Annotated in this window: 25 protein-coding genes and 1 pseudogene; 10 read left to right on the forward strand and 16 right to left on the reverse strand. The window is 67.9% G+C overall.

The genetic code is table 11. The features are described from left to right. Positions 1–45 precede the first annotated feature (45 nt). The 7 genes from AOZ49_RS09400 (at position 46) to AOZ49_RS09430 (ending at position 7117) form a co-directional block, all read left to right on the forward strand. Entirely contained in the window at positions 46–723 is a 678-nt protein-coding gene (locus AOZ49_RS09400) for an energy-coupling factor ABC transporter ATP-binding protein (RefSeq protein WP_054474945.1), read from the forward strand. Then, positions 720–1316: an energy-coupling factor transporter transmembrane component T family protein gene (locus AOZ49_RS09405; protein ID WP_054474946.1), complete on the forward strand. Its 597-nt coding sequence runs from the start codon at positions 720–722 to the stop codon at positions 1314–1316. The genes AOZ49_RS09400 and AOZ49_RS09405 overlap by 4 nt, the downstream gene beginning before the upstream one ends. 54 nt (positions 1317–1370) lie before the next feature. Next, entirely contained in the window at positions 1371–1928 is a 558-nt protein-coding gene (locus tag AOZ49_RS09410; RefSeq protein WP_054429628.1) for a biotin transporter BioY, read from the forward strand. Between the two features lie 249 nt (positions 1929–2177). Beyond that, complete coding sequence (locus AOZ49_RS09415) at positions 2178–3341, forward strand: ABC transporter substrate-binding protein (RefSeq protein WP_054429627.1); 1164 nt, start codon at positions 2178–2180, stop codon at positions 3339–3341. A gap of 133 nt (positions 3342–3474) precedes the next feature. Beyond that, entirely contained in the window at positions 3475–4512 is a 1038-nt protein-coding gene (locus AOZ49_RS09420; protein WP_054429625.1) for a branched-chain amino acid ABC transporter permease, read from the forward strand. A 5-nt stretch (positions 4513–4517) separates the two neighbouring features. Beyond that, positions 4518–6356 carry a branched-chain amino acid ABC transporter ATP-binding protein/permease gene (locus tag AOZ49_RS09425; RefSeq protein ID WP_054474947.1) on the forward strand — a complete coding sequence of 613 codons (1839 nt, stop codon included), beginning with the start codon at positions 4518–4520 and terminating at the stop codon, positions 6354–6356. Continuing rightward, entirely contained in the window at positions 6353–7117 is a 765-nt protein-coding gene (locus AOZ49_RS09430; protein ID WP_054474948.1) for an ABC transporter ATP-binding protein, read from the forward strand. The genes AOZ49_RS09425 and AOZ49_RS09430 overlap by 4 nt, the downstream gene beginning before the upstream one ends. Positions 7118–7139: 22 nt before the next feature. On the opposite strand, the gene AOZ49_RS09435 is transcribed toward AOZ49_RS09430, so the two are convergent. From AOZ49_RS09435 to fdxA, 14 genes and pseudogenes are all read right to left on the reverse strand, one after another. Then, the gene (locus AOZ49_RS09435) at positions 7140–7547 is read right to left on the reverse strand and encodes an ASCH domain-containing protein (RefSeq protein WP_054429621.1); all 408 of its coding nucleotides are present in this window, start codon (positions 7545–7547) and stop codon (positions 7140–7142) included. Beyond that, positions 7544–9694: a phosphocholine-specific phospholipase C gene (locus AOZ49_RS09440; RefSeq protein WP_054474949.1), complete on the reverse strand. Its 2151-nt coding sequence runs from the start codon at positions 9692–9694 to the stop codon at positions 7544–7546. The genes AOZ49_RS09435 and AOZ49_RS09440 overlap by 4 nt, the downstream gene beginning before the upstream one ends. A 71-nt stretch (positions 9695–9765) precedes the next feature. After that, positions 9766–10611 (reverse strand): branched-chain amino acid aminotransferase, encoded by an 846-nt coding sequence (locus AOZ49_RS09445; protein ID WP_054474950.1) that lies wholly within the window; start codon positions 10609–10611, stop codon positions 9766–9768. Positions 10612–10687: 76 nt separating this feature from the next. Continuing rightward, positions 10688–11698: an ABC transporter substrate-binding protein gene (locus tag AOZ49_RS09450; protein WP_054474951.1), complete on the reverse strand. Its 1011-nt coding sequence runs from the start codon at positions 11696–11698 to the stop codon at positions 10688–10690. 112 nt (positions 11699–11810) lie between these two features. Then, the gene (locus tag AOZ49_RS09455; protein WP_006389255.1) at positions 11811–12794 is read right to left on the reverse strand and encodes a branched-chain amino acid ABC transporter permease; all 984 of its coding nucleotides are present in this window, start codon (positions 12792–12794) and stop codon (positions 11811–11813) included. Further along, a complete protein-coding gene (locus AOZ49_RS09460; protein ID WP_006393446.1) occupies positions 12791–13678 on the reverse strand; it encodes a branched-chain amino acid ABC transporter permease in 888 nt (295 codons plus the stop codon). The genes AOZ49_RS09455 and AOZ49_RS09460 overlap by 4 nt, the downstream gene beginning before the upstream one ends. A gap of 98 nt (positions 13679–13776) precedes the next feature. Next, on the reverse strand, positions 13777–14991 hold the full coding sequence (locus AOZ49_RS09465) for an ABC transporter substrate-binding protein (RefSeq protein ID WP_054474952.1): 1215 nt from the start codon (positions 14989–14991) through the stop codon (positions 13777–13779). Positions 14992–15053: 62 nt separating this feature from the next. After that, positions 15054–15766 (reverse strand): annotated as a pseudogene (locus tag AOZ49_RS09470) (ABC transporter ATP-binding protein). Beyond that, the gene (locus tag AOZ49_RS09475) at positions 15763–16536 is read right to left on the reverse strand and encodes an ABC transporter ATP-binding protein (protein WP_054429616.1); all 774 of its coding nucleotides are present in this window, start codon (positions 16534–16536) and stop codon (positions 15763–15765) included. The pseudogene AOZ49_RS09470 and the gene AOZ49_RS09475 overlap by 4 nt, the downstream one beginning before the upstream one ends. Positions 16537–16901: 365 nt before the next feature. After that, positions 16902–17537 (reverse strand): endonuclease III, encoded by a 636-nt coding sequence (nth, locus tag AOZ49_RS09480; RefSeq protein WP_054429615.1) that lies wholly within the window; start codon positions 17535–17537, stop codon positions 16902–16904. Beyond that, positions 17534–18178 (reverse strand): electron transport complex subunit RsxB, encoded by a 645-nt coding sequence (gene rsxB, locus AOZ49_RS09485; protein WP_054429614.1) that lies wholly within the window; start codon positions 18176–18178, stop codon positions 17534–17536. The genes nth and rsxB overlap by 4 nt, the downstream gene beginning before the upstream one ends. Positions 18179–18325: 147 nt before the next feature. Then, positions 18326–19552 (reverse strand): polyhydroxyalkanoate depolymerase, encoded by a 1227-nt coding sequence (locus tag AOZ49_RS09490; RefSeq protein ID WP_054429613.1) that lies wholly within the window; start codon positions 19550–19552, stop codon positions 18326–18328. A 234-nt stretch (positions 19553–19786) separates the two neighbouring features. Beyond that, the gene (locus AOZ49_RS09495) at positions 19787–20587 is read right to left on the reverse strand and encodes a ferredoxin--NADP reductase (RefSeq protein ID WP_054429612.1); all 801 of its coding nucleotides are present in this window, start codon (positions 20585–20587) and stop codon (positions 19787–19789) included. A 46-nt stretch (positions 20588–20633) separates the two neighbouring features. After that, positions 20634–20957, reverse strand: coding sequence for a ferredoxin FdxA (gene fdxA / locus AOZ49_RS09500; protein WP_006389264.1), 324 nt, complete (start codon positions 20955–20957; stop codon positions 20634–20636). Between the two features lie 157 nt (positions 20958–21114). Between fdxA and pncB the strand changes: the two genes are divergently transcribed. Both pncB and AOZ49_RS09510 read left to right on the forward strand, forming a co-directional pair. Then, entirely contained in the window at positions 21115–22290 is a 1176-nt protein-coding gene (gene pncB / locus AOZ49_RS09505) for a nicotinate phosphoribosyltransferase (protein WP_054429611.1), read from the forward strand. Positions 22291–22368: 78 nt separating this feature from the next. Beyond that, on the forward strand, positions 22369–22722 hold the full coding sequence (locus AOZ49_RS09510; protein ID WP_054429610.1) for a RidA family protein: 354 nt from the start codon (positions 22369–22371) through the stop codon (positions 22720–22722). Positions 22723–22797: 75 nt separating this feature from the next. Here the strand turns inward: AOZ49_RS09510 and AOZ49_RS09515 are convergent, their stop codons facing one another. Together AOZ49_RS09515 and AOZ49_RS09520 are read right to left on the reverse strand one after the other, a co-directional pair. Then, entirely contained in the window at positions 22798–23307 is a 510-nt protein-coding gene (locus tag AOZ49_RS09515; protein WP_054429609.1) for a flavodoxin family protein, read from the reverse strand. Beyond that, a complete protein-coding gene (locus AOZ49_RS09520) occupies positions 23304–24137 on the reverse strand; it encodes a M90 family metallopeptidase (RefSeq protein WP_054474953.1) in 834 nt (277 codons plus the stop codon). The genes AOZ49_RS09515 and AOZ49_RS09520 overlap by 4 nt, the downstream gene beginning before the upstream one ends. Before the next feature lie 108 nt (positions 24138–24245). Here AOZ49_RS09520 and AOZ49_RS09525 point away from each other — a divergent pair, with 108 nt between their 5' ends. Next, a complete protein-coding gene (locus AOZ49_RS09525) occupies positions 24246–26537 on the forward strand; it encodes a RelA/SpoT family protein (RefSeq protein ID WP_054474954.1) in 2292 nt (763 codons plus the stop codon). The last annotated feature ends 23 nt before the right edge of the window (positions 26538–26560 follow it).

Here is a 26560-nt window from a genome sequence, read left to right on the forward strand (position 1 = left end):
CTTGGAGTCCCGATGCCCGAAATGGTTCGGGCATAATCCCGCCCCATGTTAATCGAGTTTGACCAGGCGATTGTATCGACGCCCCAGACCACAGTGTTGCGCGGGGTGAGCGTGGCGCTGGCCGGGCGCCGGGTCGGCATCGTCGGCCCCAACGGCGCCGGCAAGAGCACGCTGGCGCGGCTGGTCAACGGCCTGGTGCTGCCGACCTCCGGCAGCGTGCGCGTGGGCGGCCTGGATACCCGGCATGAATTGAAGGCGGTGCGCCGCCAGGTCGGCTTCGTGTTCCAGAACCCCGAGAACCAGATCGTCTTCCCGATCGTGCGCGAGGACCTGGCGTTCGGCCTGAAACACCTGGAACCCGAGCGCGCGCAACGCGAGGCCCGCATCGAGGCCGCGCTGGCCGACCTGGGCGTGGCCCACCTGGCGGACCGCACCAGCCACACCCTGTCCGGCGGCGAGCGCCAGCTGGTGGCGCTGGCGGCGGTGCTGGTGATGCGGCCGGGGCTGGTGGTGTTCGACGAACCCACCACCCAGCTGGACCTGCGCAACCGCAACCGGGTGCGCGACGCCATCGCCGCCATGCCGCAGGACGCCATCGTGGTCAGCCACGACCTGGCGCTGCTGGAAGACTTCGAGCGGGTGCTGGTGATCCAGGACGGCGCCATTGCCGCCGACGACCAGCCGGCCGCCGCGCTGCGCTGGTACCGGAATCACTGCGCGTGATCGAGCCCTTATATATCCCTGGCGACTCGCCGCTGCACCGGCTGCCCGCCGGCCTGAAGCTGCTGGCGCTGGCCGCGGCCGGCGCCGGGCTGTTCCTGGTGCGCGATCCCGCCCTCCTGGCGGGCGCCTGCGCGGTCGCCGGCCTGCTGCTGTGGTGCGCCGGCGCCACGCCCGGCGGCGTCTGGCGCCAGGTGCGCGGCCTGGTCTGGGTGTTGCTGGCCGTCGGCGCGTTCACGGCCTGGTTCCAGGGCTGGCGCGAGGCGCTGGCCGTACTCCTGCGCATCGCCGCGATGGTCGGGCTGGCGCTGGCGGTGACGCTGTCGACCCGCAGCTCGGATCTGATCGCCGTGTGCGAGCGGGTGCTGATGCCGCTGCAGCGCATCGGCCTGCTGGACGCGGGCAAGGTCTCGCTGGCGTTGGCGCTGGCCTTGCGCTTCGTGCCCGAGATATGGCGCAATTTCCACGAGATCCGCGAGGCCCAGGCGGCCCGCGGGCTGGGCGCCAACCCGGTGGCGCTGATCGTGCCGCTGGTGGTGCTGACGCTGAAGCGGGCGCAGGAAGTGGCCGAGGCCATCGACGCCCGCAGCCTGTGACGTTCCGACTGCCTTCCTGATTCCCCCGTCCCGCTAGATAGAAAGGGCATTGCAATGAAATCCAACAACACTGTGCTGGTGGCGCTGTTCGCCGCGCTGATCGTGGTGCTGAGCCTGATTCCGCCGATCCCGCTGCCGGGCATTCCCGTGCCGATCACGCTGCAGACGCTGGGCGCCATGCTGGCCGGCGCCATGCTGGGGCCGGGGCGCGGCGCGCTGGCCTGCCTGCTGTACCTGGCGCTGGCGGCCATCGGCCTGCCGGTGCTGCCGGGCGGGCGCGGCGGCCTGGGGGCGTTCTTCGGGCCGACCGGCGGTTTCCTGGTGGGGCTGGTGGCGGGCGCGTTCGTGACCGGCTGGCTGGCGCGGCGCCTGGCGGGCAGGGCGACGGGCTTCGGCGGCCAGCTGGCCGGCTGCGCCATCGCCTGCGTCATCGGCGGCATCGCCGTGGTCTACGCCTTCGGCGTGCCGTGGCTGGCAACGGTCACCAAGATGGGGCTGGCCAAGGCCGCGCTGGCGGTGGCGGTGTTCGTGCCGGGCGATCTGATCAAGGCGGCGCTGGCGGCGTGGGTGGCGACGCGGGTCGAGCGGGTGTGGCCGATGCGCGGCCGCTGAACGCTGCGCGGGCGGTCGTGGTCCAAGGGAATCCCCCAACTGACGCCCGCGAGGCTTTCAAGTACAAGTTCGCCATTAACGAATGCGTTTGCTGAATTGTGGTTTCTGTAGCACGTCAGGGATTTACCGTAGTTGCGCGAGGTCATCTGATACTGTTTTAACCCTATAATATTTTTTTCTGTATAACTTTAACTAGGCTCGCTTCCGCCTCGTCCGGGGCAAAAAAAGAGCCACCACAGGAGACAAAACATGCGCAAGCACTTCGGCTTGTCCGCGGCCGCCGCCGCCGTTGCCCTGACCCTGCCGCTGCTGGCCAGCGCCCAGGTCAAGGTGGGTGTGACGGTGTCCAGCACCGGCCCCGCCGCGTCGCTGGGCATCCCCGAGCGCAACACCGTCGCGCTGCTGCCCAAGGAAGTGGCCGGCCAGAAGATCGAGTGGATCGTCCTGGACGACGCCACCGACACGACCCAAGCCGTCAAGAACTCGCGCAAGCTGGCGTCCGACGACAAGGTCGACGTGCTGATCGGCACGTCGGTCACGCCGGGCTCGCTGGCCATGGTGGACGTGGCCGCCGAAGCCAAGGTGCCGATGATCAGCGTGGCCGCCAGCGCCAAGATCGTCGAACCCGTGGACGACAAGCGCCGCTGGGTCTTCAAGACCCCGCAGAACGACGCCCTGATGGCCGGCGCGCTGGCCGACGCCATGGCCAAGTCCAAGGTCAAGACGCTGGGCTTCATCGGCTTTGCCGACGCCTACGGCGACGGCTGGCTGGATGTGATGCAGAAGGCCGCCAAGGCCAAGGGCATCGAGATCGTCTCCATCGAGAAATACAGCCGCACCGACACCAGCGTCACCGGCCAGGTGCTCAAGCTGATCGGCGCCAAGCCCGACGCCATCCTGATCGCCGGCGCCGGCACCCCGTCCGCGCTGCCGCAAAAGGAACTGAAGGCCCGCAACTACGGCGGCACCATCTACCAGACTCACGGCGCCGCCAACAACGACGTGCTGCGCGTCTGCGGCAAGGACTGCGACGGCATGTACCTGCCGGCCGGCCCGCTGCTGGTCGCGGCCCAGCTGCCCGACAGCAACCCGGTCAAGAAGTCGGCCCTGGCCTACGTCGAGACCTACGAGAAGGCCAACGGCGCTGGTTCGACCAACACCTTCGGTGGCCACATGTGGGATGCCGGCCAGCTGGTCGTGGCCGCGCTGCCCGTGGCCCTGAAGACCGGCGCCAAGCCGGGCACGCCGGAGTTCCGCGCCGCCATGCGCGACGCCCTGGAAAACATCAAGGACCTGCCCGCGTCGCAAGGCGTGTTCAACATGTCGCCGACCGACCACGCCGGCTTTGACGAGCGTTCGCGCGTCATCGTCAAGGTCGAAGGCGGCAAGTGGGTCTACCAGCCCGGCCTGTAATCCCCCTGGATTGCCCGATCCACGGGCGCCTCTTGTGGTGCCCGAGCAATGCTTCGCACCGGCCTCTCCGGCCGGTGTGTCGTATCAGTGTTCCGGGCGGGGTCGGAACACCAAGAATCAATAAGGTTGTTAGATGGATTCCTCAATTGCGCTGATTCTGCTGCAAGACGGTATCGTCAACGGCGCCATCTATGCCCTGCTGGGCATGGCGCTGGTGCTGGTGTTCGCCGTTACGCGCGTCATTTTCATTCCCCAGGGCGAGTTCGTGGCGTTCGGCGCCCTGACGCTCGCGATGCTGGTGGACGGCAAGGTGCCCGGCACCGCCTATCTCTTACCGCTGCTGGGCGCCGTGTGCCTGGCGCTTGAACTGCTGCGCGCGCTGCGGACCCGCAGCGCGGCAGGCCTGCCCAAGGCCCTGGTGACCTGTCTCGTCCTGCCGCTCGCGCTGCTGTGGCTGACGGTCACCTACACCGCCGCCGGCAATTCCCTGTGGCTCAACATGCTGTTGACGCTGCTGCTGGTGATCCCGATGGGCCCTATGGTCTATCGCATCGTCTACCAGCCGCTGGCCGAGGCCACCGTGCTGGTGCTGCTGATTGTCTCGGTGGCGGTGCACTTCGCGCTGACCGGCCTGGCCCTGGTGTTCTTCGGCGCCGAAGGCTGGCGCACGCCCGCGTTCGTGAGCGGCCAGGTCGACCTGGGCTTCACCACCTGGTCGGCGCAGAGCCTGTTCGTGGTCGCGACCTGCGCGCTGCTGATCATCGCGCTGTGGCTGTTCTTCGGCAAGACGCTGTACGGCCGCGCGCTGCGCGCCACCGCCGTCAACCGCCGCGGCGCTCGCCTGGTGGGCATCAGCACCACCATGTCGGGCAGCCTGACCTTCACGCTGGCCACCGCCATCGGCGCCATGTCCGGCATGCTGATCGCGCCCATCACCACGGTCTACTACGACACGGGCTTCCTGATCGGCCTGAAAGGCTTCGTCGGCGCCATCATCGGCGGCCTGGCCAGCTACCCCGTGGCGGCCGCCGGCTCGCTGCTGGTGGGCGTGCTGGAATCGTTCTCGTCCTTCTGGGCCAGCGCCTACAAGGAAGTGATCGTCTTCACCTTGATAATCCCGGTTCTGGTCTGGCGTTCGTTCAGCACCCATCACGTGGACGAAGAGGAATAAACGCCATGAACCGCATTCTGCTTGCCGTCTTCATCGTCGTCCTGGCGGGGCTGCCGCTGCTGCCGGTCACGCCCGAGTTCTGGGTGACGCAATTGAACTACATCGGGCTGGCCAGCCTGGTGGTGCTGGGGCTGGTGCTGCTGACCGGCGTCGGCGGCCTGACCTCGTTCGGCCAGGCCGCGTTCGTCGGCCTGGGCGCGTACACCACCGCCTACCTGACCACGCAATACGACGTGTCGCCCTGGCTGGCGCTGCCCGCCGGCCTGATCCTGACCGCCGTGGTGGCGTACCTGCTGGGCGCGATCACGCTGCGCCTGTCGGGCCACTACCTGCCGCTGGGCACCATCGCCTGGGGCCTGTCGCTGTACTTCCTGTTCGGCAACCTCGACTGGCTGGGCAAGCATGACGGCATCGCCGGCATCGAGCCCATCAGCATCTTCGGCATGTCGCTGGCCAGCGGCCGCCACATCTACTACCTGATCTGGGTGTTCGTGCTGCTGGCGCTGTGGGCGACCCGCAACCTGCTGAACTCGCGTCCCGGCCGCGCCATCCGCGCGCTCAAGAGCGGCGCCGGCATGGCCGAGTCGATGGGCGTGAACACGGCCGCCTACAAGGTCGTGATCTTCGTCTGGGCCGCGCTGCTGGCCTGCGTCTCGGGCTGGCTCTACGCGCACATGCAGCGCGCCGTCAGCCCCAGCCCGTTCGGCATCAACTACGGCATCGAGTACCTGTTCATGGCCGTGGTCGGCGGCGCCGGCTACGTCTGGGGCGCGCTGCTCGGCTCCAGCGTCATCCTGGTGCTGAAGGACCAGCTGCAGAACCTGCTGCCCAAGCTGCTGGACACCAACGCCAACTTCGAGATGATCGTCTTCGGCGTGCTGCTGATCCTGATGCTGCAATACGCCCGCAACGGCCTCTGGCCGATCCTGGCGGGCTGGTGGGGCAGCATCACCGGCGCCGACGGCTCGCGCCGCAACCTGGCCCCGCCCAAGCCGGCGCCGGCGCTGCCGCTGCGCGCGCGGCCGCAGGCCGGGCAGGTGGTGCTGGAAGTGGACGCCATCCGCAAGGAATTCGGCGGCCTGGTCGCCGTCAACGACATCAGCTTCAAGGTCCGCTCCGGCGAGATCATGGGCCTGATCGGCCCCAACGGCGCCGGCAAGAGCACCACCTTCAACCTGATCAGCGGCGTGCTGCCGGTGACGCGCGGCCAGGTCACGTTCATGGGCGAGCGCATCGACAGCCGCTCGGCGCGCGAGATCGCCAAGCTGGGCGTGGGCCGCACCTTCCAGCGCGTGCAGCTGCTGCCGGGCATGACGGTGCTGGAAAACGTCGCGCTGGGCGCGCACCTGCGCTCCGATGTGGGCGTGTGGGCCGGCGCCCTGCACACCGACCGCGCACGCGAGGCGCAGCTGCTGCACGAGGCCGCCGAGCAGATCAAGCGCGTCGGCCTGGGCGAATATCTCTACGAGCAGGCGGGCAATCTGGCGCTGGGCCAGCAACGCATCCTGGAAATCGCGCGGGCCCTGGCCAGCGATCCGGTGCTGCTGTTGCTGGACGAGCCGGCCGCCGGCCTGCGCTACAAGGAAAAGCAGGACCTGGCGCGCGTGCTGGAACAGTTGCGCGCCGAGGGCATGAGCATTCTGCTGGTGGAACACGACATGGATTTTGTGATGCGCCTGACCAACCACCTGGTGGTGATGGATTTCGGCACCAAGCTGGCCGAAGGCGTGCCGGCCGAGGTGCAACAGAACCCGGCGGTGCTGGAAGCCTACCTGGGCGGCATCGACGACGACCTGCCCGAAGCCGACCAGGCCAAGCCGGTGTCCGCGGGAGGCGTGCAATGACGACGTCCAAACCCGTTCTCGAAGTCAGCAACCTGTCGGCCCGCTACGGCAAGGTCGGCGCGCTGGCCGGCGCCACGCTGACGGTCCCGGCCGGCAGCATCGTCACCGTGATCGGCGCCAACGGCGCCGGCAAGTCCACCATGCTGAACGCCATGATGGGCGCCTTGCCCCAGACCGGCCACGCGGCCGGCACGGTGCAATACGCCGGCACCGACGTGTCGAGCTGGCCGGTCGAGCGCCGCGTCGCCGCCGGCATGTCGCTGGTGCCCGAGCGGCGCGAGCTGTTCGGCAGCATGTCGGTCGAAGACAACCTGCTGCTGGGCGGTTTCCGCCGCTACCGCGCCCGCGAAAGCGGCTGGCGCGACACGCTCAACGAAGTCTTCGACCTGTTCCCGCGCCTGCGCGAACGCCGCGCCCAGCAGGCCGGCACGCTGTCGGGCGGCGAGCGCCAGATGCTGGCGGTCGGCCGCGCGCTGATGGCCAAGCCGGCGCTGCTGATGCTGGACGAGCCCAGCCTGGGCCTGGCGCCGCGCATCGTGCGCGAGATCTTCCACATCATCGCGCGCCTGCGCGAGACCGGCGTGGCGATCCTGCTGGTGGAGCAGAACGCGCGCGCGGCGCTGCAGGTGGCCGACTACGGCTACGTGCTCGAAACCGGCGAAGTCATCCTGCACGGCCCGGCGCGCGAGCTGGCCGGCGATCCCAAGGTGATCGAGAGCTATCTCGGCCTGGGCAAGGGCGCGGAGCAGGCCGAGGCCTGATGCCCAAGGCGAGGCGGACGCGTCAGTCCGCCTCGCGTTCAAATACTTCGACCACGCGGAAGCGTTCGCACACCAGCAGCAGGTCCGGCGCGTAGCCGCCATTGCGGTCGAAATAGGCGATGTGTTCGGCGCGCCAGACGTCGTAGGGCCCTTCGCCCTCGGCCAGGGCGAAGGCTTCGTCCACCTCGTCGAAGCGCTGGATCACGATACTGAGCGTCTCGATGGCGCAGGCCGGACGGCCGCGGCCGTCCAGCACCACGTCGCGCCGGCCCGGCTCGGGCACCGGTTCCTTCTCGTCGAAGTCGCGCAGCGCGCCGCAGGTGGCGGTCTTGGCGCCGGACAGCACCAATGCCAGCAGTTCGTCGGCCAGTTCGGGCGAATCGCCGAACTGGAAGGTCACGGCGTTTTCGTAAGGGGCGGGCGGTTTCATGCCGGCAGCGTCCAATGCAGAATCAGTTCCTGGCCCATCGCGGGGTCGGAGGTGGAGGGGGCGCCGGTCTCGAGGCGTCCAGCCATACGGCGGATGAAGCCGGGCGCGTCGTCGGCGCGCACGCTGAAGTCGTACCAGCCGCCGCTGGCGGCCAGGTCCCAGGCCAGGGTGGCGCCGACGCCGGGTTCCAGCGCCGGTTCATGGTGGCCGGCGTAGCCGTAGGCGTTGGCTTCGACCTGGAAGCCGCGCGGCAGCGTGCCCGGGTTGTGCAGCTTCAGGCGCAAGGTCGGCCCGGCGGGATCGCAGATGGCCTCGACCGACAGCGGCTCGGTGTCCGCGTGCAGCCGGCCCGCGACGTGGCGATGAAAGCCATTGGGGCCGAGCAGCCACAGATCGTAGCGGCCGTCGTTGCCCGCCACGGGCCAGCTGGCTTCCAGATGCCTGCCGGCCTCGAGGGTGTAGCGGCGCGGGCCGTCCTCCAGGCGCAGGCGGTCGTACACATGCAGCACGGCGCCGGCGGCGCCGCTGTTGTCCATGCGCAGCGTGATGCTGTCCTTGCCGGCGCGGGCCTGCACCGACAGCGCGTACGGCAGCGCCCGCGACGGCCGGATGCCGGCCTGCTGACGCGCCAGCGCGGGCCGCTCGGGCGCGGGCGGCGTGATGGTGCCGGGCAGGGCGGCGGCCTGCGCCGCGCGCGCGGCGGTGGCCGGCAGGCCGCGCGTCAGGTCGGCCTCGTCGGGCGTCGCGAAATCGAAGATCGAGGTCAGGTCGCCGCAGACCGCGCGGCGCCACGGCGAGATGTTGGGTTCGGCGACGCCGAAGCGGCGCTCGACGAAGCGCAGCACCGAGGTGTGGTCGAACACTTCCGAGTTGACCCAGCCGCCCTTGGTCCAGGGCGACAGCACGTACATCGGCACGCGCGGGCCGAGGCCGTAGACGCCGTGCAGGTGGGCGGCCGTATCGTCCTTTTCGGTGCCGGTGACGATCTCGTGGTATTCGCCGGCGGTGTCCACCGTCGATGCGCCGGCCAACTGGCCGTCGCGGCCGCGCGAAGGCGGGGCGGGCGGCGGCATGTGGTCGAAGAAGCCGTCGTTTTCGTCGAACATCAGCAACAGGACGGTCTTGCTCCAGACCTCGGGATTGGCGGTCAGCGCGTCCAGCACCTTTGCCGTGTAGTCCGCGCCCTGCGCCGGGCTGGAGGGGCTGGGATGCTCGGAGCCGGCCTTGGTGGCGCAGATCCACGACACCTGCGGCAGCGTGCCGTCCAGCACGTCCTGGCGCAGCAGGTCCAGGCCGCGGGTGGTCAGCGCCTTGTCCTTGAGCGCGGCCAGCGAGCCGGGCAGGCCGTGGAATGCGTCGCGGTAGGCCTTGAAGCCGGCGGTCGGGTTGAGCGAGTAGTTGTCCGCCATGTCCTGGTAGATGCGCCAGCGGATGCCGGCGCGCTCCAGGCGCTCGGGATAGGTGGTCCAGGTGTAGGCGCCGGCCGGATCGCCGCCGCCCAGCTTGTTGTAGGTGTTGCCCAGCGCCGGGCCGTGGCCGCGGCCCAGGCCGTCGTTGGTGCCGCTCCAGACGAACAGGCGGTTGGTGTTGGTGCCGCCGGTGAACGAACAGTGATAGGCGTCGCACACGGTGAAGGCGCGCGCCATGGCGTACTGGAACGGCATGTCCGCTTCGGTGTAGTACGCCATTGAATGGTTCTTCTTGGCGGCCGGCCACTGGCCCATGCGGCCGGCATCCCAGGCGTCCTGGGCGTTGGACCAGGTGTGCGGCGTGCTGGCCACGCGCATGGCCTCATAGGCCTCGCGCGTGTCGAGACGGAACGGCAGCACGCTGCGCGGCGCGCCGTCGTCGGGACGGCCGTTGTACTGCGCCCAGACCGTGCGGCGCTCGAAGTCGGGACTGGCGGGCGCCGGGATCGGAAAGCGGTCGCCGAAGCCGCGCACCCCGGCGAGGCCGCCGAAGTAGTGGTCGAACGACCGGTTTTCCTGCATGAAGATGACGATGTGCTCGACGTCTTCGATCGTGCCCTTGCGGCGGTTGGCGGGAATCGCCAGCGCGCGGCGGATGGAGGCGGGCAGCAGCGCCAGGGCGCTGCCGGCGCCGGCGATCGCGGCGCCGCCGCGCAGGAACTCGCGTCGGGATTGCATGCGGGATCTTCCTTGTCATGCGGCGCCACCCGGGGCGGGCGGCGCGGTCCGCCGCGCCGCGGCCGGTGGGCTTATTGCTTGCGGGTGCTTTCGGCGTAGTCCATGTACAGCTTGTGGGCGCGGCGCGCCAGCGGACCATATTCCAGCTTGCGGTCTTCGACGCGGTTCACGTGCACCACCTTGCCGTAGTTGCCGGACGAGAACACTTCGTCGGCGGCCTCGATGTCGGCGCGCGTCAGGCTGCGCTCCTGCACCTCGACGCCGTCGGCCTTGAGCAGCGCCAGCACGCGGCGGCGCGTGATGCCGTTCAGGAAGGTGCCGTTGTCCACCGGGGTCGAGACCACGCCGTCCTTGGCGATCCACAGATTGCTGGAGGCGAACTCGGCGACGTTGCCGGCGCCGTCCAGCATGATGGCGTTGTCGAAGCCCTTGTCCATCGCCTCGCGGATGGCGCGCTGGCCGTTGGGGTACAGGCACGAAGCCTTGGCGTCGGTCGGCGCCATGTTGGGCCACGAGCGCGCGAAGCTGGAGAAGCAGGCGGCAAAGCCCTGTTCGCCCGGCATCGGCACCTTGAAGACGTGCAGCACGAACTGGGTCTTGTCGGCGTCGGGCAGCAGGAAGCCGTCGGCGCAGAAGAACACCGGCTTGATGTAGAGCTCGCTGCCTTCGGGGAACTTGGCCACGGCCTGCAGGCACAGCGACTGGATTTCCTGCCACGAGATCTGCGGCTTCATCAGCATCTTTTCGGCCGAGCGCACCACGCGCTGGCAGTGCAGGTCGAGGTCGGGCGTCAGGCCGCGGAACGCGCGCGCGCCGTCGAAGACCATGCTGGCCATCCAGAAGGCGTGATCGGCGGGGCCGAGCAGTTTGGGGTTTTCAGGGGTCCAGTGACCGTTGTGCCAGAACAAGGCGTCCATGATGGGTTTCCTTCGGGGGTATCGGGTGGCGCGACAATGGCGCCGAAACGTCAGGATACATGAGGCGCGGACCGTCTCACTCCTTGTCGAGCGCCGCCTGCACCCGTTCGGCCGCATCGGCCGGCATCCATTGCCGCCAGACCGGGCCGTATTGCTTGAGGAAGTAGCGCGCCGCCTCCTCGGGCTCCTTGCCCTCGGTCTCCAGCCAGCCCAGCGTGGCGTCGATGGCGTCGCCAGGAATGGTGAGCTTGGCCAGGAACGCGGCCAGCTGCGGCGCCTCCTTGGCGAAGGCGCTGTTGACGCCGGTGACCACGGGGTTGGGCTTGAATTCGGTGGCCACCGGTTTGGCGCACTTGGGATCGGTCAGGCAGGTATAGGCGGTCTGGTCGAAGGCCGGCAGTTCCAGCTTGACCAGGTCGAGCGCGCCGACCAGCGCGGTGGGCGTCCAGTAGTAGAAGACGATGTCGCGCTTGCGCTTGTAGGCCGACAGGATGGCGGCCTTCTGCGCCGCGCCGGAACCGGGCGCGAACAGGCTGTAGTCGCGGTCCAGGCCCAGCGCGCGCAGCAGGTTGTCGTTCAGCGTGCCGCAGGCCCAGCCCGCGGGGCAGCCGTAGATGCGGCCGCGGCCCGGGTCCTCGGGGTCGGCGAAGACCTGCTTGAAGCGCGCGAGGTCCGCCGCCGACTTCAGGTCGGGATGGCGCTGCACGGTATAGCGCGGCACGTACCAGCCTTCGCCGGCGTCGTAGACATGGCCCAGGCCCTGCACGCGGCCGCTGGCCAGCGCCTTCTTCCAGGCCACTTCGATCTGCCCCGGCCACACTTCTGGCGTGACGTCGACATCGCCGCGCTGCAGCGCGGCCAGCATGGGCAGCGTCTCGCCGATCTCGACGCTGGTCTTGCAGCCGTAGCCGTGCTCCATCACGTAGCGCTCGATGCCGGCCAGCACCAGATTGGATTCCCAGTTCAGGCCGCTGAAGCGGACCGGGCGGTCGACTTCGCAGACCGGCTTGGCGGCGTGGGCCGCGGCCGGCGCGAGCAGGGCGGCGGACAGCGCCAGGGCGCCCGCGAGCAAAGGCTTCATGCGCATGATGGAGCACCTTTCTGATTGCGTGCCGGTCATTGTAAAGGCCCCATGCAATCGGGGCCGCGTTCAGCGGCCCCGAGGGTCAGGCAGGCGATGCGGCCGGCGGCCGCGCGCATCAGGCGCGCGCCGCGCGCCGCTTCTCGATCAGCGCACCGATCTCGCCCACGATGCCGCGGCGGAACGCCAGCACGCAGATCACGAAGATCAGGCCGATCACGATGGTGACCGACTCGCCCAGGCGCAGGAACCAGTCGACGCCGGTCAGGCTGGCCATCATCTGGCCGAAGTCGCCGACCTTGTTTTCGAGCAGCACCACGATGAACGCGCCGAGAATCGGCCCGGTCAGCGTGCCGAGCCCGCCGATCAGCGTCATCAGGATCACCAGGCCCGACATCTGCCAGGTCGCGTCCGACAGCGTGGCCGACACGAACACCAGCGTCTTGGTGGCGCCCGCCAGGCCGGCGATGGCGGCCGACAGCACGAAGGCCAGCAGCTTGAAACGGTCGACGTCGTAGCCCAGCGATATCGCGCGCGGCTCGTTCTCGCGCAGCGCCTGCAGCACCTGGCCGAACGGCGAATGCACCGTGCGCCAGATGATGAAGTAGCCGATGATGAACACGCCCATCACCAGGTAGTACAGGTTCAGGTCCTTGGACAGGTCGATGATGCCCAGCAGCGTGCCGCGCGGCACGCTCTGCAGGCCATCTTCGCCGCCGGTGAACTTGGCCTGCAGGAAGAAGAAGAACACCATCTGCGCCAGCGCCAGCGTGATCATGGCGAAGTAGATGCCGCTGCGGCGGATCGCCAGCGCGCCCATCGCCAGGCCCAGCAGCGCGGCCACCGCGACGCCGAACAGCAGGCCGATCTCGGTCGGCACGCCCCACACCTTGAGCGCATGGCCGGCCGCGTAGGCGGCGCTGCCCAGGAAGGCGGCGTGCCCGAACGACAGCAGGCCGGTGAAGCCCAGCAGCAGGTTGAAGGCGCAGGCGAACAGGGCGTAGCACATGATCTTCATGGCGAAGATCGGATACACCCCGACGAAGGGAAGAATGGCCACCACGACGGCCAGGACGGCATAGCCCAGGAATTGACGATTCATTTCTCTTTTCCGAACAGCCCGGCCGGGCGCAGCAACAGGACAATGGCCATGATGATGAAGACGACCGTGCTGGACGCCTCGGGCCAGAACACCTTGGTCAGGCCCTCGATCACGCCCAGGCCCAATCCGGTGACGATGGCGCCCATGATGGACCCCATGCCGCCGATCACGACCACCGCGAACACCACGATGATGAGGTTGGAGCCCATCAGCGGCGAGATCTGCAGCACCGGCGCGGCCAGCACGCCGGCAAAGCCGGCCAGCGCCACGCCGAAGCCGTAGGTCAGCGTGATCATGCGCGGCACGTTGACGCCGAAGGCCTCGACCAGCCGCGGGTTCTCGGTGCCGGCGCGCAGCAGCGCGCCCAGGCGGGTGCGCTCGATCACGAACCAGGTCGCCAGGCACACCACCACCGACGCCGCCACCACCCAGCCGCGGTAGTTCGGCAGCACCATGAAGCCCAGGTTGGTGGCGCCGCGCAGCGCCTCGGGCGTGGGATAGGGCTGGCCCGACACGCCGTAGAAGCTGCGGAACAGGCCTTCGATCAGCAGCGTCAGTCCGAAGGTCAGCAGCAGGCCGTAGAGGTGATCGAGCTTGTACAGGTGTTTGAGCAGCAACTTTTCAATGAGGATGCCGAACAGCCCGACGACCAGCGGCGCCAGGATCAGCATGACCCAGTAATTCAACCCCAGGTACGACAGCCCCATCCAGGCGACGAAGGCGCCCAGCATGTAAAGCGCGCCGTGCGCGAAGTTGATGACGTTCAGCAGTCCGAAGATAACCGCCAGGCCGAGCGACAGCATGGCATAGAACGAACCGTTGACCAGTCCCAGCAGCAACTGGCCGAACAAGGCCTGTATGGGGATGCCGAAAATATCAGTCATCTTGTGAAAATCCTGCGCGTACGAAGGGAAGCGGGCAAATTCAAGATGCGACCTGGCCGCGCGGGCCAGATCGCATCAAGGGGTCGCATCGACGGGAATTACTTCTTGACCAGCTTGCAGGTCGACTCGGACAGCTTGGTGTAGACCTCGTCGCCCGGCAGCGTGGCGACGACCTTGTAGTAGTCCCACGGGCCCTTCGATTCGGCCGGCGTCTTCACCTGCATCAGGTACATGTCATGGATCATGCGGCCGTCTTCGCGCACGTAGCCGCCCTGGGTGAAGAAGTCGTTGATCTTGTTCGACTTCATCCACTTCATGAGCGTGTCGGCGTCGTCGGTGCCGGTGGCCTTCACGCCGTTCAGGTAGAACGTGACCGACGAGTAGTCGCCGGCCTGCAGCATGGAGGGCTTGCGGCCGACCTTGGCCTCGAACTTCTTGGCCCAGGCGCGCGAGGCGTCGGATTGATCCCAGTACCAGCCATCGGTCAGGTACATGCCCTGGGTGGCTTCCAGGCCGAGCGAGTGCACGTCGTTGATGAACACCAGCAGGCCGGCCATCTTCATCGTCTTGGTGACGCCGAATTCATTGGCGGCCTTGATCGAGTTGATGGTGTCGCCGCCCGCGTTGGCCAGGCCCAGGATCTGCGCCTTGGACGACTGCGCCTGCAGCAGGAACGAGGAGAAGTCGGAGGCGCCCAGCGGTGCGCGCACCTGGCCCTTGACCTCGCCGCCGGCGGCCTTGACCACCGCCATCGTGTCGCGCTCGAGCGCGTGGCCGAAGGCGTAGTCGGCCGTCAGGAAGAACCAGCTCTTGCCGCCGTCCTTCACCACCGCCGAACCGGTGCCGCGCGCCAGCGCCACGGTGTCGTAGGCGTAGTGCACGGTGTAGGGCGAACATTGGGCGTTGGTCAGGTCGGAAGCGCCCGCGCCGATGGCGATGAAGGGCTTCTTCTTTTCCGCCGCGACGGCGGCCATCGCCAGGCTGGTGGCCGAGTTGGTGCCGCCGATGATGACATCGACCTTCTGCTGGTCGAACCATTCACGGGCGCGCGCCGAGGCCACGTCGGCCTTGTTCTGGTGGTCGGCCGACAGCACTTCGATCTTCTTGCCGTTGACGTTGCCGCCGAAGTCCTCGATCGCCATGCGGATCGCTTCCAGGTCGGCCTTGCCGTCGATGTCGGAATACACGCCCGACATGTCGGTGATGAAGCCGATGCGGATGACATCGTCGGAGATGCCTTGCGCCAGGGCGGGTGCCCCGGCAAATCCCAGGCCCGCCATGGCCAGTGCAGCAGTGATGGTGTGCAGCTTCATGGGATGACTCCTCTTCCCTTTGGTATATGGGATGCCGGGAAACCGGCGGGTGACAGGTTGTCTTAGACGCCCAGCAGTTCGTTGAGCGTGTCCTGTTTTTCTGAAAGTTCCGACGCTTCGAAGTGCTCGACGATCTGGCCATGCTCCATGACGCAGAAGCGATCGGCCAGCGGCGCGGCGAAGCGGAAATTCTGTTCCACCATGACGATGGTGTAGCCGCGCTGCTTGAGCGCGGTGATCATGCGGGCCAGCGCCTGCACGATGACGGGCGCAAGGCCCTCCGAGATTTCGTCCAGCAGCAGCAGGTTGGCGCCGGTGCGCAGAATGCGCGCCACCGCCAGCATCTGCTGCTCGCCGCCCGACAGGCGCGTGCCGGGCGAATGTCGGCGTTCGAGCAGGTTGGGGAACATGTCGTAGATCTCGGCCAGCGACATGCCGCCGCCGAGCGAGCCGACCACGGGGGGGGCAGCAGCAGGTTCTCTTCGCACGACAGGCTGGCGAAGATGCCGCGTTCCTCGGGGCAGTAGCCCACGCCCAGGTGGGCGATCTTGTAGGTGGGCAGGTCGATGGCCTCGGTGCCATGGATGCGCACCGAGCCCTTGCGCGAGCCGGTCAGGCCGAGGATGGCGCGCAGCGTGGTGGTGCGGCCGGCGCCGTTGCGGCCCAGCAGCGTGACGACCTCGCCTTGCCCCACGCGCATATCCACGCCATGCAGGATATGCGATTCCCCGTACCAGGCCTGCAGGCCCGAGATTTCCAGTGCCGGGGTGCTCATGCGTGTGCTCCTTGCAGTTCGCCGTCGGTGGTGCCCATGTAGGCCTGCATCACGGCGGGATGGCGGGACACTTCGGCGTAGGAACCCTCCGCCAGCACGGCGCCGCGCGCGAGCACGGTGATGGTGTTGGCGATGGAGGACACGACGTTCATGTTGTGTTCGACCATCAGGATGGTGCGGCCGGCGCTGACGCGCTTGATCAGCTGCGTGACGCGGTCCACGTCTTCGTGGCCCATGCCCTGCGTCGGCTCGTCCAGCAGCATCAGCTCGGGCTCCATCGCCAGCGTGGTGGCGATCTCGAGCGCGCGCTTGCGGCCGTATGGCAGGTTCACGGTGGTTTCGTCGGCGAACGCGCCCAGGTCGACCTGTTCCAGCAGCGCGCGGGCCGGCTCGTCGAGCGCGGCCAGGCGCTTGTCGCTGCGCCAGAAGTGGAACGACAGTCCGGTCTTGCGCTGCAGGCCGATGCGCACGTTCTCAAGCACGGTCAGGTGAGGAAACACCGCCGAGATCTGGAACGAACGGATCACGCCGCGCCGCGCGATCTGCGCCGGGCGCTCGCCGGTGATGTCGATGCCGTTGAACTTGATGCTCCCCGAGGTGGGGGAGAGAAACTTGGTCAGCAGGTTGAAGCATGTCGTCTTGCCCGCGCCGTTCGGCCCGATCAAGGCATGAATCTCGCCCCGCTTGATACGCAAATCGACCCCATTGACCGCGACAAAACCGCGGAATTCCTTGGTGAGGCCTTTTGTCTCCAGGATCGTGTCGTCCATGTCCGCTGCACCGGCGTTGTATTTATATGGACCCTGCCCGGCGTTATGCGCTGAGCCCCCGCGGGGTAAAGAAAATCATGGAAACGCCACGGTTTTCTATAAGAGTTGCCGGCGAGTATGCGCACCTCTGAATCAAAATTCCATGAGGGTTTGTCATAGGTTTTGCGGTGCGGAAAGGTGAATTGTCGGATCGTGGACAATTCGCATTGGCATTGGGTGAAAACCCGATGCGACCTCGCAATGCATTGCAGCAAATTCGTATTGATCGTCATCAATTCGTCATCGCCGCGCGCATCGGGGAAAACCCGGTTTTCGCCGATGCGCGATGTATTGCCGCGCGGATATCGCGCAGCGCGCCAGCCGCTTCAGGCCGGCGTCTTGTCCTTGTATTCGCACAGGTCGGAAATACCGCATTGCGGGCATTTCGGTTTGCGCGCCACGCACACGTAGCGGCCCTGCAGAATCAGCCAGTGGTGCGCGTCCTGCATATATTCGCGCGGCACGAATTTCTCGAGCTTGAGCTCGACTTCCAGCACGTTCTTGCCCGGCGCGATGCCGGTGCGGTTGGAGACGCGGAAGATATGCGTGTCGACCGCCATGGTGGGCTGGCCGAAGGCGGTGTTCAGCACCACATTGGCGGTCTTGCGGCCGACGCCCGGCAGTGCTTCCAGCGCCTCGCGCGTCTGCGGCACTTCGCCGCCGTGCTGCTCGATCAGCAGGCGGCAGGTGGCGATCGCGTTCTTGGCCTTGGTGCGATACAGGCCGATGGTCTTGATGTAGTCGGACAGGCCTTCCTCGCCCAGCGCCAGCAGCGCCTGCGGCGTGCCGTAGGCGGGAAAGAACTTGCGGGTGGCGATGTTGACCGACTTGTCGGTGGCCTGGGCCGACAGCAGCACCGCGATCAGCAGCTGGAACGGCGTGTCGTATTCGAGCTCGGTGGTCGGATGCGGATTGGCCGCCTGCAGGCGGGCGAAGATCTCTCGGCGTTTGGCGGCGTTCATGGGCGCGGGGTGTTGCGGCGGGCGCGGGCGCGGGCCAGCGCGGATTCGATGGCGGCGCGCTTGCGGTCGTCCTGCTGCGCGTCGTCGGTGGCGGGGGCGGCGGGCGTGGCCGCCGCCGCGGGTTCGGGCGCCATCAGGCGCGCGTTGTCGGCGGCCAGGCGCTCCATGCGCGCCTGGTGGCGGCGATGGCGCTGGCGGCCGGCGGCGGCGTCCTCGGCGCTCCAGGCGCGGCCGGCGGGCACCATCTGGATGCAGTCCACCGGACAGGGCGCCACGCACAGGTCGCAACCGGTGCACCAGTCGGCCAGCACGGTGTGCATGTGCTTGTTGGCGCCGACGATGGCGTCGACCGGGCAGGCCTGGATGCACAGCGTACAGCCGATGCAGTGCGCCTCGTCGATGCGCGCCACCAGCAGCGGGCCGGGCTCGCCGCGGCTCAGGTCGAGCGGCAGCGCGGACGTCTGCAGCAGAGCGGCGAGCGCGGCGATGCCTTCGTCGCCGCCCGGCGGGCAGCGGTTGATGGGCGCATCGCCGGCGGCGATGGCGTCGGCATAGGGCCGGCAGCCGTCATAGCCGCACTTGGTGCATTGCGTCTGGGGCAGCAGGGCGTCGACGCGGTCGGCGAGTGAACGACAGGACATGGCGAACAGTGAAAAGCGTAAGGCGCCGCGCGGGCGCGAAACCGGGCGTGGCCGCGCGGGCGGGAAAACAGGCAATGCCCGTCGGGCATCAAAACAAACGGGGCCCTTCAGGCCCCGTGGACTACGGTTCGGCAAGGACGGATCGCCCTAGGCCGACTGCCGGATGAATTCCGCGATTTTAGGACAGATCATTTCGCGCCAGCGGCGGCCCGAGAAAATCCCGTAGTGGCCGCAGTTAGGAGCGGTGTAGTGCATCTTGCGGTCGGCCGGGATGTTCTTGCACAGCTTGATGGCCGCGCGCGTCTGGCCCTGGCCGGAAATGTCGTCCAGCTCGCCTTCGATGGTGAACAGCGCCACCTTCTTGATGTCGGCCGGGCGCACCAGCTGGCCGTCGACTTCCCAGGTGCCGTTGGGCAGCGCGAATTCCTGGAACACCATGCGGATGGTGTCCAGGTAGAACTCGGCCGGCATGTCCAGCACGGCGTTGTATTCGTCGTAGAAGCGGCGGTGGGCCTCGGCGTCGCTGTCGTCGCCGCGCAGCAGGTCCAGGTAGAAGTCGTAGTGCGACTTCATGTGGCGGTCGGGATTCATGGCCATGAAGCCGGCGTGCTGCAGGAAGCCCGGGTAGACCTTGCGGCCCGACCCCGGATAGCGCGGCGGCACCGGGTGGATGACCTGGTTCTCGAACCACGAATAGGGCTTGGTGGTGGCCAGGCGGTTCACTTGCGTGGGCGACTGGCGCGGATCGATCGGGCCGCCCATCATGACCATGCTGCGCGGCTGGCAGGGATCGTTGGCCGAGGCCATCAGCGACACGGCGGCCAGCACCGGCACCGTGGGCTGGCAGACCGAGATCACGTGCACGTCCGGCCCCAGGTGGCGGATGAAATCCTGCACGTAGCGCACGTAGTCGTTCAGGTGGAACGGGCCGGCCGACAGCGGCACCATGCGCGCGTCGATCCAGTCGGTGACGTAGACGTCATGGCCGGGCAGCAGGGCGCGCACGGTGTCGCGCAGCAGCGTGGCGTGGTGGCCGGACAGCGGCGCCACCAGCAGCACCTTGGGATCGTCCTGCGGGGTCTGGCGCACGTCGCGGTGGAAGTGCACCAGGCGGCAGAAGGGCTTGTCCAGCACGACCGATTCGGTGACCCGCACCGACTTGCCGTTGATGTCCGTGGCCGGCAGGTTCCAGGCGGGTTTCTGGTATTCCTTGCCGATGCGCGTCATCAGCTCGTATCCCGCGGCCATCTGGCGCGAGATCGGAGTGTAGGCGAGGGGGCTATAGGGGCTGGAGAACAGCTGGGAACCGGCATCCGTGAAAGCAGCGAACGGAGTCAGGAAGGCGCGCTGCATTTCGTGCAATTGGTACAGCATTTGGGGAAGTCCTTCTGGGTCGTGCGTGTGCCCCGATTATTGCGCCGGGGAGTAACGGTATTTCCAATTTGTCTGACGAAAGCGCCCGAAAACCGGATTTTGTGTTGCGAAAATGCGACCCGTCATCCCTTGCGCACCAGTTTAGGGCGGAATCCAGGGGCGCCGGCGGCATAAAAAGGGGGATTTCCGTCCTAGGCCGGACGGGCCAGGGGCCGATCCGACTGGGGCGGGGACTCACCAGTAGTTTTCCACCGCGAGGTTGCCGGGGATGCCGCGGCGGCCCGGCTTGAAACCGCGTTCGCCCAGCAACTTGCGGGCATCGGCCAGCATGTCCGGATTGCCGCAAAGCATGATCTTCGCTTGCTCCGGGTCCAGCGGCAGGCCCGCCAGGCGTTCCAGTCCGCCGTCGGCGATCAGGGTGGTCAGGCGCGCCTGCGGCATGCCGGGCAGCGCCTCGCGGGTGGCGATGGGAAGGTAGATCAGCTTGTCCGGTTCGGCCGCGAACAGCTCGCTCAGGGACGGATCATTGCGCCAGCCTTCGATTTCCTCGCGGTAGGCCAGCTCCGCCGCGGTGCGCACGCCGTGCACCAGCACGATGCGGCGATAGGCGCGCCAGACGGCCGGATCGCGCAGGATCGACAGGTAGGCCGACAGGCCGGTGCCGGAGGCCAGCAGCCAGAGGTCGCCGCCGGGCGCGAAGCGCTCCAGCGTCAGGAAGCCGTAGGGCGCTTTTTCGACATAGAGCGCGTCGCCCGGCTGCAGCCGCGCCATGCGCGGGCTGAACAGGCCCTCGGGCACCACGATGGAATAGAACTCCAGCCAGGGCTGGTGCGGGGCCGACACCATCGAGTAGGCGCGCCACAGGGTGGGCGGGCCGGCGGGATCCTCGGCGCCGGGCAGACCGACCCGGGCGAACTGGCCCGGCTGGAAGGCATACGCGTCGTCGCGCGTGACGCGCACCGAGAACAGCTTGTCGGGCACCCAGGTATGGACGTGGGTAACGGTCTGGCGCGTGTATTTGGAATCGTCGGTCATCGGGGCATCGCGCGTCGCGAGGCCTGGGCGGCCCCGCGCTCGCGGATTATTTTTCCAGGTATTGCAGCTTGTCCTGCTTGCCGTTCCATTCGTCGGCGTCGGGCAGCGGCTTCTTGGCGCGGCTGATGCTGGCGAACTCGGGCGAGAGCTCGGCGTTCAGGGCGATGAAGTTGAGCTGGTCCTGCGGCACGTCTTCCTCGGCGTAGATGGCGTTGGCCGGGCATTCGGGGATGCACACGGCACAGTCGATGCACTCGTCGGGGTCGATCACCAGGAAGTTCGGACCCTCACGAAAACAGTCCACCGGGCATACGTCGACGCAATCGGTGTACTTGCACTTGATACAGTTTTCGGTGACTACGTGGGTCATTCTCAGGAACTCCGGGCAGGCGGCATTTGTGTCTTGTTGGGCGGATTTTACCCAATGCGGCGCCAAACCGCCGCCAATACCCGTGTTGACATCGTGGCGCATTGGGGTATTGCGGGGTCCCGCTGTGCTATGGTGTCGCGAAACGATACGCGTAATCATGATAATCACCTCGCTGCTCGACACCGACCTGTACAAATTCAGCATGATGCAGGTGGTGCTGCATCAGTTTCCCGCTGCCCAGGTCGAGTACCGTTACAAGTGCCGCACGCGCGGGGTCAACCTGCGTCCCTACCTGGATGAAATCCGCGAAGAAGTGCACCAGCTGTGCCAGCTGCGCTTCACCGAGGACGAACTTAAATATCTGGGTGGCTTGCGTTTCATCAAAAGCGACTTCGTCGATTTCCTCGAACTGTTCCATCTGCCCGAGCGCTGCATCAGCATCGAAGAGGGCGAGGGGCCGGGCGAGATCAGCATCGAGGTCAAGGGCCCCTGGCTGCACACCATCCTCTTCGAGATCCCGGTGCTGGCCATCGTCAACGAGGTCTACTTCCGCAACACGCGCAAGAACCCGGACTGGGCCGAGGGCCGCAAGCGCCTGCAATCCAAGATGCACCTGGTGCTGGACGACCCGGCGCTGGCCGATTTCCGCGTGGCCGAATACGGCACCCGGCGCCGTTTCTCCAAGGTCTGGCACGAAGAGATCGTCTCGACCATGAAGGCTCAGATGGGTCCGCACTTCGCCGGCACCAGCAACGTGCTGCTGGCCAAGCAGCACGAGGTGCTGCCGCTGGGCACCATGGGCCACGAATACCTGCAGGCCTGCCAGGCGCTGGGTCCGCGGCTGCGCGATTCGCAGGTGTTCGCGCTGGAGGTGTGGGCCAAGGAATACCGCGGCGACCTCGGCATCGCGCTGTCGGACGTCTATGGCATGGACGCCTTCCTGCGCGACTTCGACATGTATTTCTGCAAGCTGTTCGACGGCGCGCGGCACGACTCGGGCGATCCCTTCGTCTGGGGCGAGCGGCTGCTCGAGCACTACCGCAAGAACCGCGTCGACCCGCGCGCCAAGACGCTGGTGTTCTCGGATTCGCTGACCTTCCCGCGCGCCATCGAACTGGCGCGCCAGTTCGCCGGGCGCTGCAAGGTCTCGTTCGGCATCGGCACCAACCTGACCAACGACCTGGGCCACGAACCGCTGCAGATCGTCATGAAGATGGTCCGCTGCAACGGCCAGCCGGTGGCCAAGGTGTCCGACGCGCCCGAGAAGACCATGTGCGACGATCCGGCCTACCTGGCCTATCTGCGCCAGGTGTTCCAGCTGCCGCCCGCCTAGCGGGGCCCGGCCCGGGCAGGGTAAAGTTCGCCATTCTTCGCATTGTTCAACCCGCAACTCGTCATTAGGGGAATATTCATGAGCAGCATCAAGCGCTTCCACGTCGCCAAGCGCCTGTCGGACATGGCCGTCTACAACGGCGTCGCGTACCTGGCGGGCCAGGTGCCGGACGATTCCACGCTGGACATCACCGGCCAGACCGAGCAAGTGCTCGCCACCATCGATCGCCTGCTGGCCGAAGCCGGCACCGACAAGACCAAAATCCTGATGGCCCAGATCTACGTGGCCAACATGAAGGAATTCGACGGCATGAACAAGGCCTGGGACGCCTGGGTCGCCGACGGCAACTCGCCCCCGCGCGCCACCGTCGAGGCCCGCCTGGCCAACCCCGACTTCAAGGTCGAGATCGTCGTCACCGCCGCCATCGCCTGATCGGCGCGGACGCACGATGAAAAGCCCTCCGGCAGGCCGGAGGGCTTTTTTTATTCCTGGACGCTTCGCGTGGCGTCACCCCGCCGTCAGCAGCAGGCCCGCGAGCAGGCCGCCGGCTTCCTCGCAGCGCGCCAGCTCGGCCGGCGCGACGGTCTTGGGGGCGGCGATCTGTTGCGGCGTCTGTGCGCCCAGGTTGACGATCAGCGGCGGAGCCACGGCCCGCAGGCGCCAGCCGGTGCAGATGCGCTCCACCTGGCGCGCCGCGCCGGCGCCATCGCTGCCGGCGCTGACCAGGCAGGCGTAGGGGCGGCCGGCGATGCGGTCCAGCGCGCCGTAGTAGCAGCGGTCGAAGAATTCCTTCATTTCGCCGCTCAGGCTGGCCAGGTTCTCCGGCGCGCAGAACAGCAAGCCGTCGCTGGCCAGCACCTCGTCCACCCCGGCATCCGCGGCGCGGCGCAGCGTCACCGCCAGCTCGTCCGGCTGTTCCAGCAGCGCCGCCGCCGCGGCCGCGCCCCGGGCGGCGGCCTCGGCCATCTGGCGGGCCGCGCCGGTGCGGGAGTGCCACACGATCAGCAGCCGTTTCATGCGTAGCGCGCCAGGGGGTCCTGGCGGTAATAGGCGCGCAGCAGGCCGAACCATTCCGGCAGCGCCTCGGCCATCGGGTGGGGATCGACGAAGAAGTGCTCGGAACTGACGGCGAAGAACTCGGCCTCGTCGGTGGCGGCGTAAGGGTCGAGCGGCAAGCGGCCGTACCAGGCGTCGGCCTCGGCGCTTTCCGGATCCACGTCGTGCGGAATGGCGGCCTCCACCGCGTCCACCGCGGCGATGAAGCGGTCCAGGCTGTCGTCCAGGACGCGGCGCCAGTCGCGCGGCTTGAGATCGCCGTGCGCCGCCAGCGACGGCATGCCGTCGGCAAAGCCGGATTGCAGGTCGAGCTTGTGCGCGAACTCGTGGATCACCACGTTGAAGCCGCCTTCGGACAGTTGCGTGTCCTCCCAGGACAGCACCAGCGGGCCGCCGTCCCAGGCCTCGCCGGCGGCATCCTCCAGGTATTCGTGCATCACGCCGTCCTCGTCCATCTGCTTGCGCGGGATGCGGAATCCGGCCGGATACACGATGATTTCGTCCCAGCCCTCGTACAGCGTGGGCGTCAGGTTCAGGATCGGCAGGCTGGCCTGGGCGGCGATAGACAGCCGCATGAAGTCGGTGACCTCCAGGCCCTGGGCGCCATTGATCGTCTTGCTGGCCAGCAGCCAGGCCGAGCGCGCCAGCAACTGCGCGGATTCATCGGCGTCCAGCGCCGCCAGGAAGGGGTGGGCGTCCAGCACCTGCCGCCAGAGTTCGGGCGCGATCCGGGCCTGCATCTGCGCCACCTCGGCGGCGCGCGCACCCCGGCCCTTGAGCCAGCGCAACATAAGCTTGGGTTCCTTGTATATGTGCCCGGTGGTTGCCGGGGTTTTCAGCGTTGATTCCTAGTGTAGAGTGTCGGAATCTTCGATTACCGTAACCGCAATACTCCCGCGATGTCCGCCCCGCCCGTTCCTGATGCGCCTTCGCCTTTCGACGCTTCCTGGCGACAGGAGGCGGGGGCGGGGCTCGACGCCGATGGCCTTGCGCTTATCGACCAGGCGGTGGCCTGGTCGGTTCCCCGCTTTGAGGGCCAGCAGGCCCTGACGGGCGAACCGCTGGCCTCGCACGGCGCCGGCGTGGTGCGGATCCTGGCGGGCCTGCATACCGATGCGGCCACGCGCGCCGCGGCCCTGCTCGCGGCCTTGCCGACCGACCTGACCGTGCCGGCGCCCGCGCTGCGCAACGACCCGGTCGCCACGGCCTTCGGCGCCGAGGTTGCGCGCCTGGTCCAGGGCACCCGGGCCCTGCTGCGGCTGGGCGTGGTGGCGCGGCAGGCCAGCGACGCGGTGGCGGAAACCGGCTCGCAGAAGGAAATGCAGCGCAAGATGCTGCTGGCCATGGCGGCCGACCTGCGCATCGTCCTGATGCGCCTGGCCTCGCGCCTGCGGACCCTGCGCTGGCACGCCGAAAGCAAGACTCCCTGTTCGACCGACTTCGCCCGCGAGACCCTCGACCTGTACGCGCCGCTGGCCAACCGCCTGGGCATCTGGCAGATCAAGTGGGAAATGGAAGACCTGGCGTTCCGCTTCCTGGAGCCCGACCGCTACAAGCAGATCGCCCGCCTGCTCGAGGAAAAGCGGGTCGAGCGCGAAGCCTTCATCGCCGGCGCCATCGAGCGCCTGCAGACGGCGCTGGCCAAGCATGGCATCGACGCCGAGGTCAGCGGCCGGCCCAAGCACATCTACAGCATCTGGAACAAGATGCGGGTCAAGCGCCTGGACTTCTCCCAGATGTACGACCTGCGCGCGCTGCGCATCATCGTCGACGACGTGCGCGCCTGCTACACGGCGCTGGGCATGGTCCACGAGATGTGGACGCCGCTGTCCGACGAGTTCGACGATTACATCTCGCGGCCCAAGCCCAACGGCTACCGCTCGCTGCATACGGTGGTGGCCGACGACGACGGCCGCCCGTTCGAGGTGCAGATCCGCACCCGCGAGATGCACCAGTTCGCCGAGTACGGCATGGCCGCGCACTGGCGCTACAAGGAAGCCGGCGCCAAGGGCGGGCAGGTGGCCGCCTCCAGCGAATACGACCGGCAACTGGCCTGGATGCGCCAACTGCTGGCCTGGAACAGCGACGTCGAGGCGGGCGATGCGCCCGCCGCCGACACGCCCGAGACGGCAAAGCCGGCCGCCGCCAGGTCCGGCCCGGGCAAGAGCCGCCACGCCGCCGCCGCGCCCGCGCCGACGGACGAGCGCATCTACGTGCTGACGCCGCAGGCGCGCGTGATCGAGTTGCCGGCCGGCGCCACGCCGGTCGACTTCGCCTATCACCTGCACACCGACCTGGGCCACCGCTGCCGCGGCGCCCGCGTCGACGGCCAGATGGTGCCGTTGCAGACGCGCCTGGCCACCGGCCAGACGGTCGAGATCATCTCGGCCAAGTCGGGCGGCCCGTCGCGCGACTGGCTCAACCCGCAGCTCGGTTTCCTGGCCAGCCCGCGGGCCCGCGCCAAGGTGCGCATGTGGTTCAACGCCATCGAACTGCAGCAGCGCATCACGCAAGGCCAGGCGCTGGTCGAAAAGGAATTGCAGCGGCTCGGCAAGACCGCCGTCAATCTCGAACAGCTGGCGCAGAACCTCGGCTTTGCCCGCGCCGACGACCTTTATGTCGCCGCGGCCAAGGAAGAATTCAGCCTGCGGCAGATCGATGCCGTGTTCCAGCAGCCGGGGCCGGCCGTCGAGCCGCAGCCGGCGGCGCTGCGCCACGCCAGCGCCGGCAGCGCCGAGAAGAGCGGCAAGAGCGGGGTGCTGGTGGTGGGGGTGGGCTCGCTGCTGACGCAGCTGGCGCGCTGCTGCCGTCCGGCGCCGCCCGATGCCATCGCCGGTTTCGTGACGCGCGGGCGCGGCGTGTCGATCCACCGCAGCGACTGCCACAGCTACCTGGCGCTGGCCGCGCGCGAACCCGAGCGGGTGATCGAGGTGGCCTGGGGCGAGACCCCGGCCGACACGTTCTACCCGGTCGACATCAGCGTGCGCGCGCACGACCGTTCCGGCCTGCTGCGCGATCTGTCCGAAGTGTTCGCGCGCCTGCGCCTGAACGTGGTGGGCGTGAACACGCAGAGCCGGCAGTCGCTGGCCCACATGGTGTTCACGGTGGAAGTGCGCGGCGGCGAATCGCTGGCCCGCGCGCTCGATGCGCTGGCCGAGGTGCCGGGCGTGTCGTCGGCGGCGCGCCGCTAGCCCGGCGCGGCATCCTGGAGGGA

It is taken from the genome of Achromobacter sp. 2789STDY5608615, from assembly GCF_001298995.1.
GTDB classification, from domain to species: domain Bacteria; phylum Pseudomonadota; class Gammaproteobacteria; order Burkholderiales; family Burkholderiaceae_B; genus Achromobacter; species Achromobacter insuavis.

Excerpts from the sequence above, each read along its gene's own strand:
- AOZ49_RS09400 (WP_054474945.1), top strand. The coding sequence starts at position 46 with ATGTTAATCGAGTTTGACCAGGCGATTGTATCGACGCCCCAGACCACA.
- AOZ49_RS09410 (WP_054429628.1), top strand. The coding sequence starts at position 1,371 with ATGAAATCCAACAACACTGTGCTGGTGGCGCTGTTCGCCGCGCTGATC.
- AOZ49_RS09415 (WP_054429627.1), top strand. The coding sequence starts at position 2,178 with ATGCGCAAGCACTTCGGCTTGTCCGCGGCCGCCGCCGCCGTTGCCCTG.
- AOZ49_RS09420 (WP_054429625.1), top strand. The coding sequence starts at position 3,475 with ATGGATTCCTCAATTGCGCTGATTCTGCTGCAAGACGGTATCGTCAAC.
- AOZ49_RS09425 (WP_054474947.1), top strand. The coding sequence starts at position 4,518 with ATGAACCGCATTCTGCTTGCCGTCTTCATCGTCGTCCTGGCGGGGCTG.
- AOZ49_RS09430 (WP_054474948.1), top strand. The coding sequence starts at position 6,353 with ATGACGACGTCCAAACCCGTTCTCGAAGTCAGCAACCTGTCGGCCCGC.
- AOZ49_RS09435 (WP_054429621.1), bottom strand. The coding sequence starts at position 7,547 with ATGAAACCGCCCGCCCCTTACGAAAACGCCGTGACCTTCCAGTTCGGC.
- AOZ49_RS09440 (WP_054474949.1), bottom strand. The coding sequence starts at position 9,694 with ATGCAATCCCGACGCGAGTTCCTGCGCGGCGGCGCCGCGATCGCCGGC.
- AOZ49_RS09445 (WP_054474950.1), bottom strand. The coding sequence starts at position 10,611 with ATGGACGCCTTGTTCTGGCACAACGGTCACTGGACCCCTGAAAACCCC.
- AOZ49_RS09450 (WP_054474951.1), bottom strand. The coding sequence starts at position 11,698 with ATGCGCATGAAGCCTTTGCTCGCGGGCGCCCTGGCGCTGTCCGCCGCC.
- AOZ49_RS09455 (WP_006389255.1), bottom strand. The coding sequence starts at position 12,794 with ATGAATCGTCAATTCCTGGGCTATGCCGTCCTGGCCGTCGTGGTGGCC.
- AOZ49_RS09460 (WP_006393446.1), bottom strand. The coding sequence starts at position 13,678 with ATGACTGATATTTTCGGCATCCCCATACAGGCCTTGTTCGGCCAGTTG.
- AOZ49_RS09465 (WP_054474952.1), bottom strand. The coding sequence starts at position 14,991 with ATGAAGCTGCACACCATCACTGCTGCACTGGCCATGGCGGGCCTGGGA.
- AOZ49_RS09475 (WP_054429616.1), bottom strand. The coding sequence starts at position 16,536 with ATGGACGACACGATCCTGGAGACAAAAGGCCTCACCAAGGAATTCCGC.
- nth (WP_054429615.1), bottom strand. The coding sequence starts at position 17,537 with ATGAACGCCGCCAAACGCCGAGAGATCTTCGCCCGCCTGCAGGCGGCC.
- rsxB (WP_054429614.1), bottom strand. The coding sequence starts at position 18,178 with ATGTCCTGTCGTTCACTCGCCGACCGCGTCGACGCCCTGCTGCCCCAG.
- AOZ49_RS09490 (WP_054429613.1), bottom strand. The coding sequence starts at position 19,552 with ATGCTGTACCAATTGCACGAAATGCAGCGCGCCTTCCTGACTCCGTTC.
- AOZ49_RS09495 (WP_054429612.1), bottom strand. The coding sequence starts at position 20,587 with ATGACCGACGATTCCAAATACACGCGCCAGACCGTTACCCACGTCCAT.
- fdxA (WP_006389264.1), bottom strand. The coding sequence starts at position 20,957 with ATGACCCACGTAGTCACCGAAAACTGTATCAAGTGCAAGTACACCGAT.
- pncB (WP_054429611.1), top strand. The coding sequence starts at position 21,115 with ATGATAATCACCTCGCTGCTCGACACCGACCTGTACAAATTCAGCATG.
- AOZ49_RS09510 (WP_054429610.1), top strand. The coding sequence starts at position 22,369 with ATGAGCAGCATCAAGCGCTTCCACGTCGCCAAGCGCCTGTCGGACATG.
- AOZ49_RS09515 (WP_054429609.1), bottom strand. The coding sequence starts at position 23,307 with ATGAAACGGCTGCTGATCGTGTGGCACTCCCGCACCGGCGCGGCCCGC.
- AOZ49_RS09520 (WP_054474953.1), bottom strand. The coding sequence starts at position 24,137 with ATGTTGCGCTGGCTCAAGGGCCGGGGTGCGCGCGCCGCCGAGGTGGCG.
- AOZ49_RS09525 (WP_054474954.1), top strand. The coding sequence starts at position 24,246 with ATGTCCGCCCCGCCCGTTCCTGATGCGCCTTCGCCTTTCGACGCTTCC.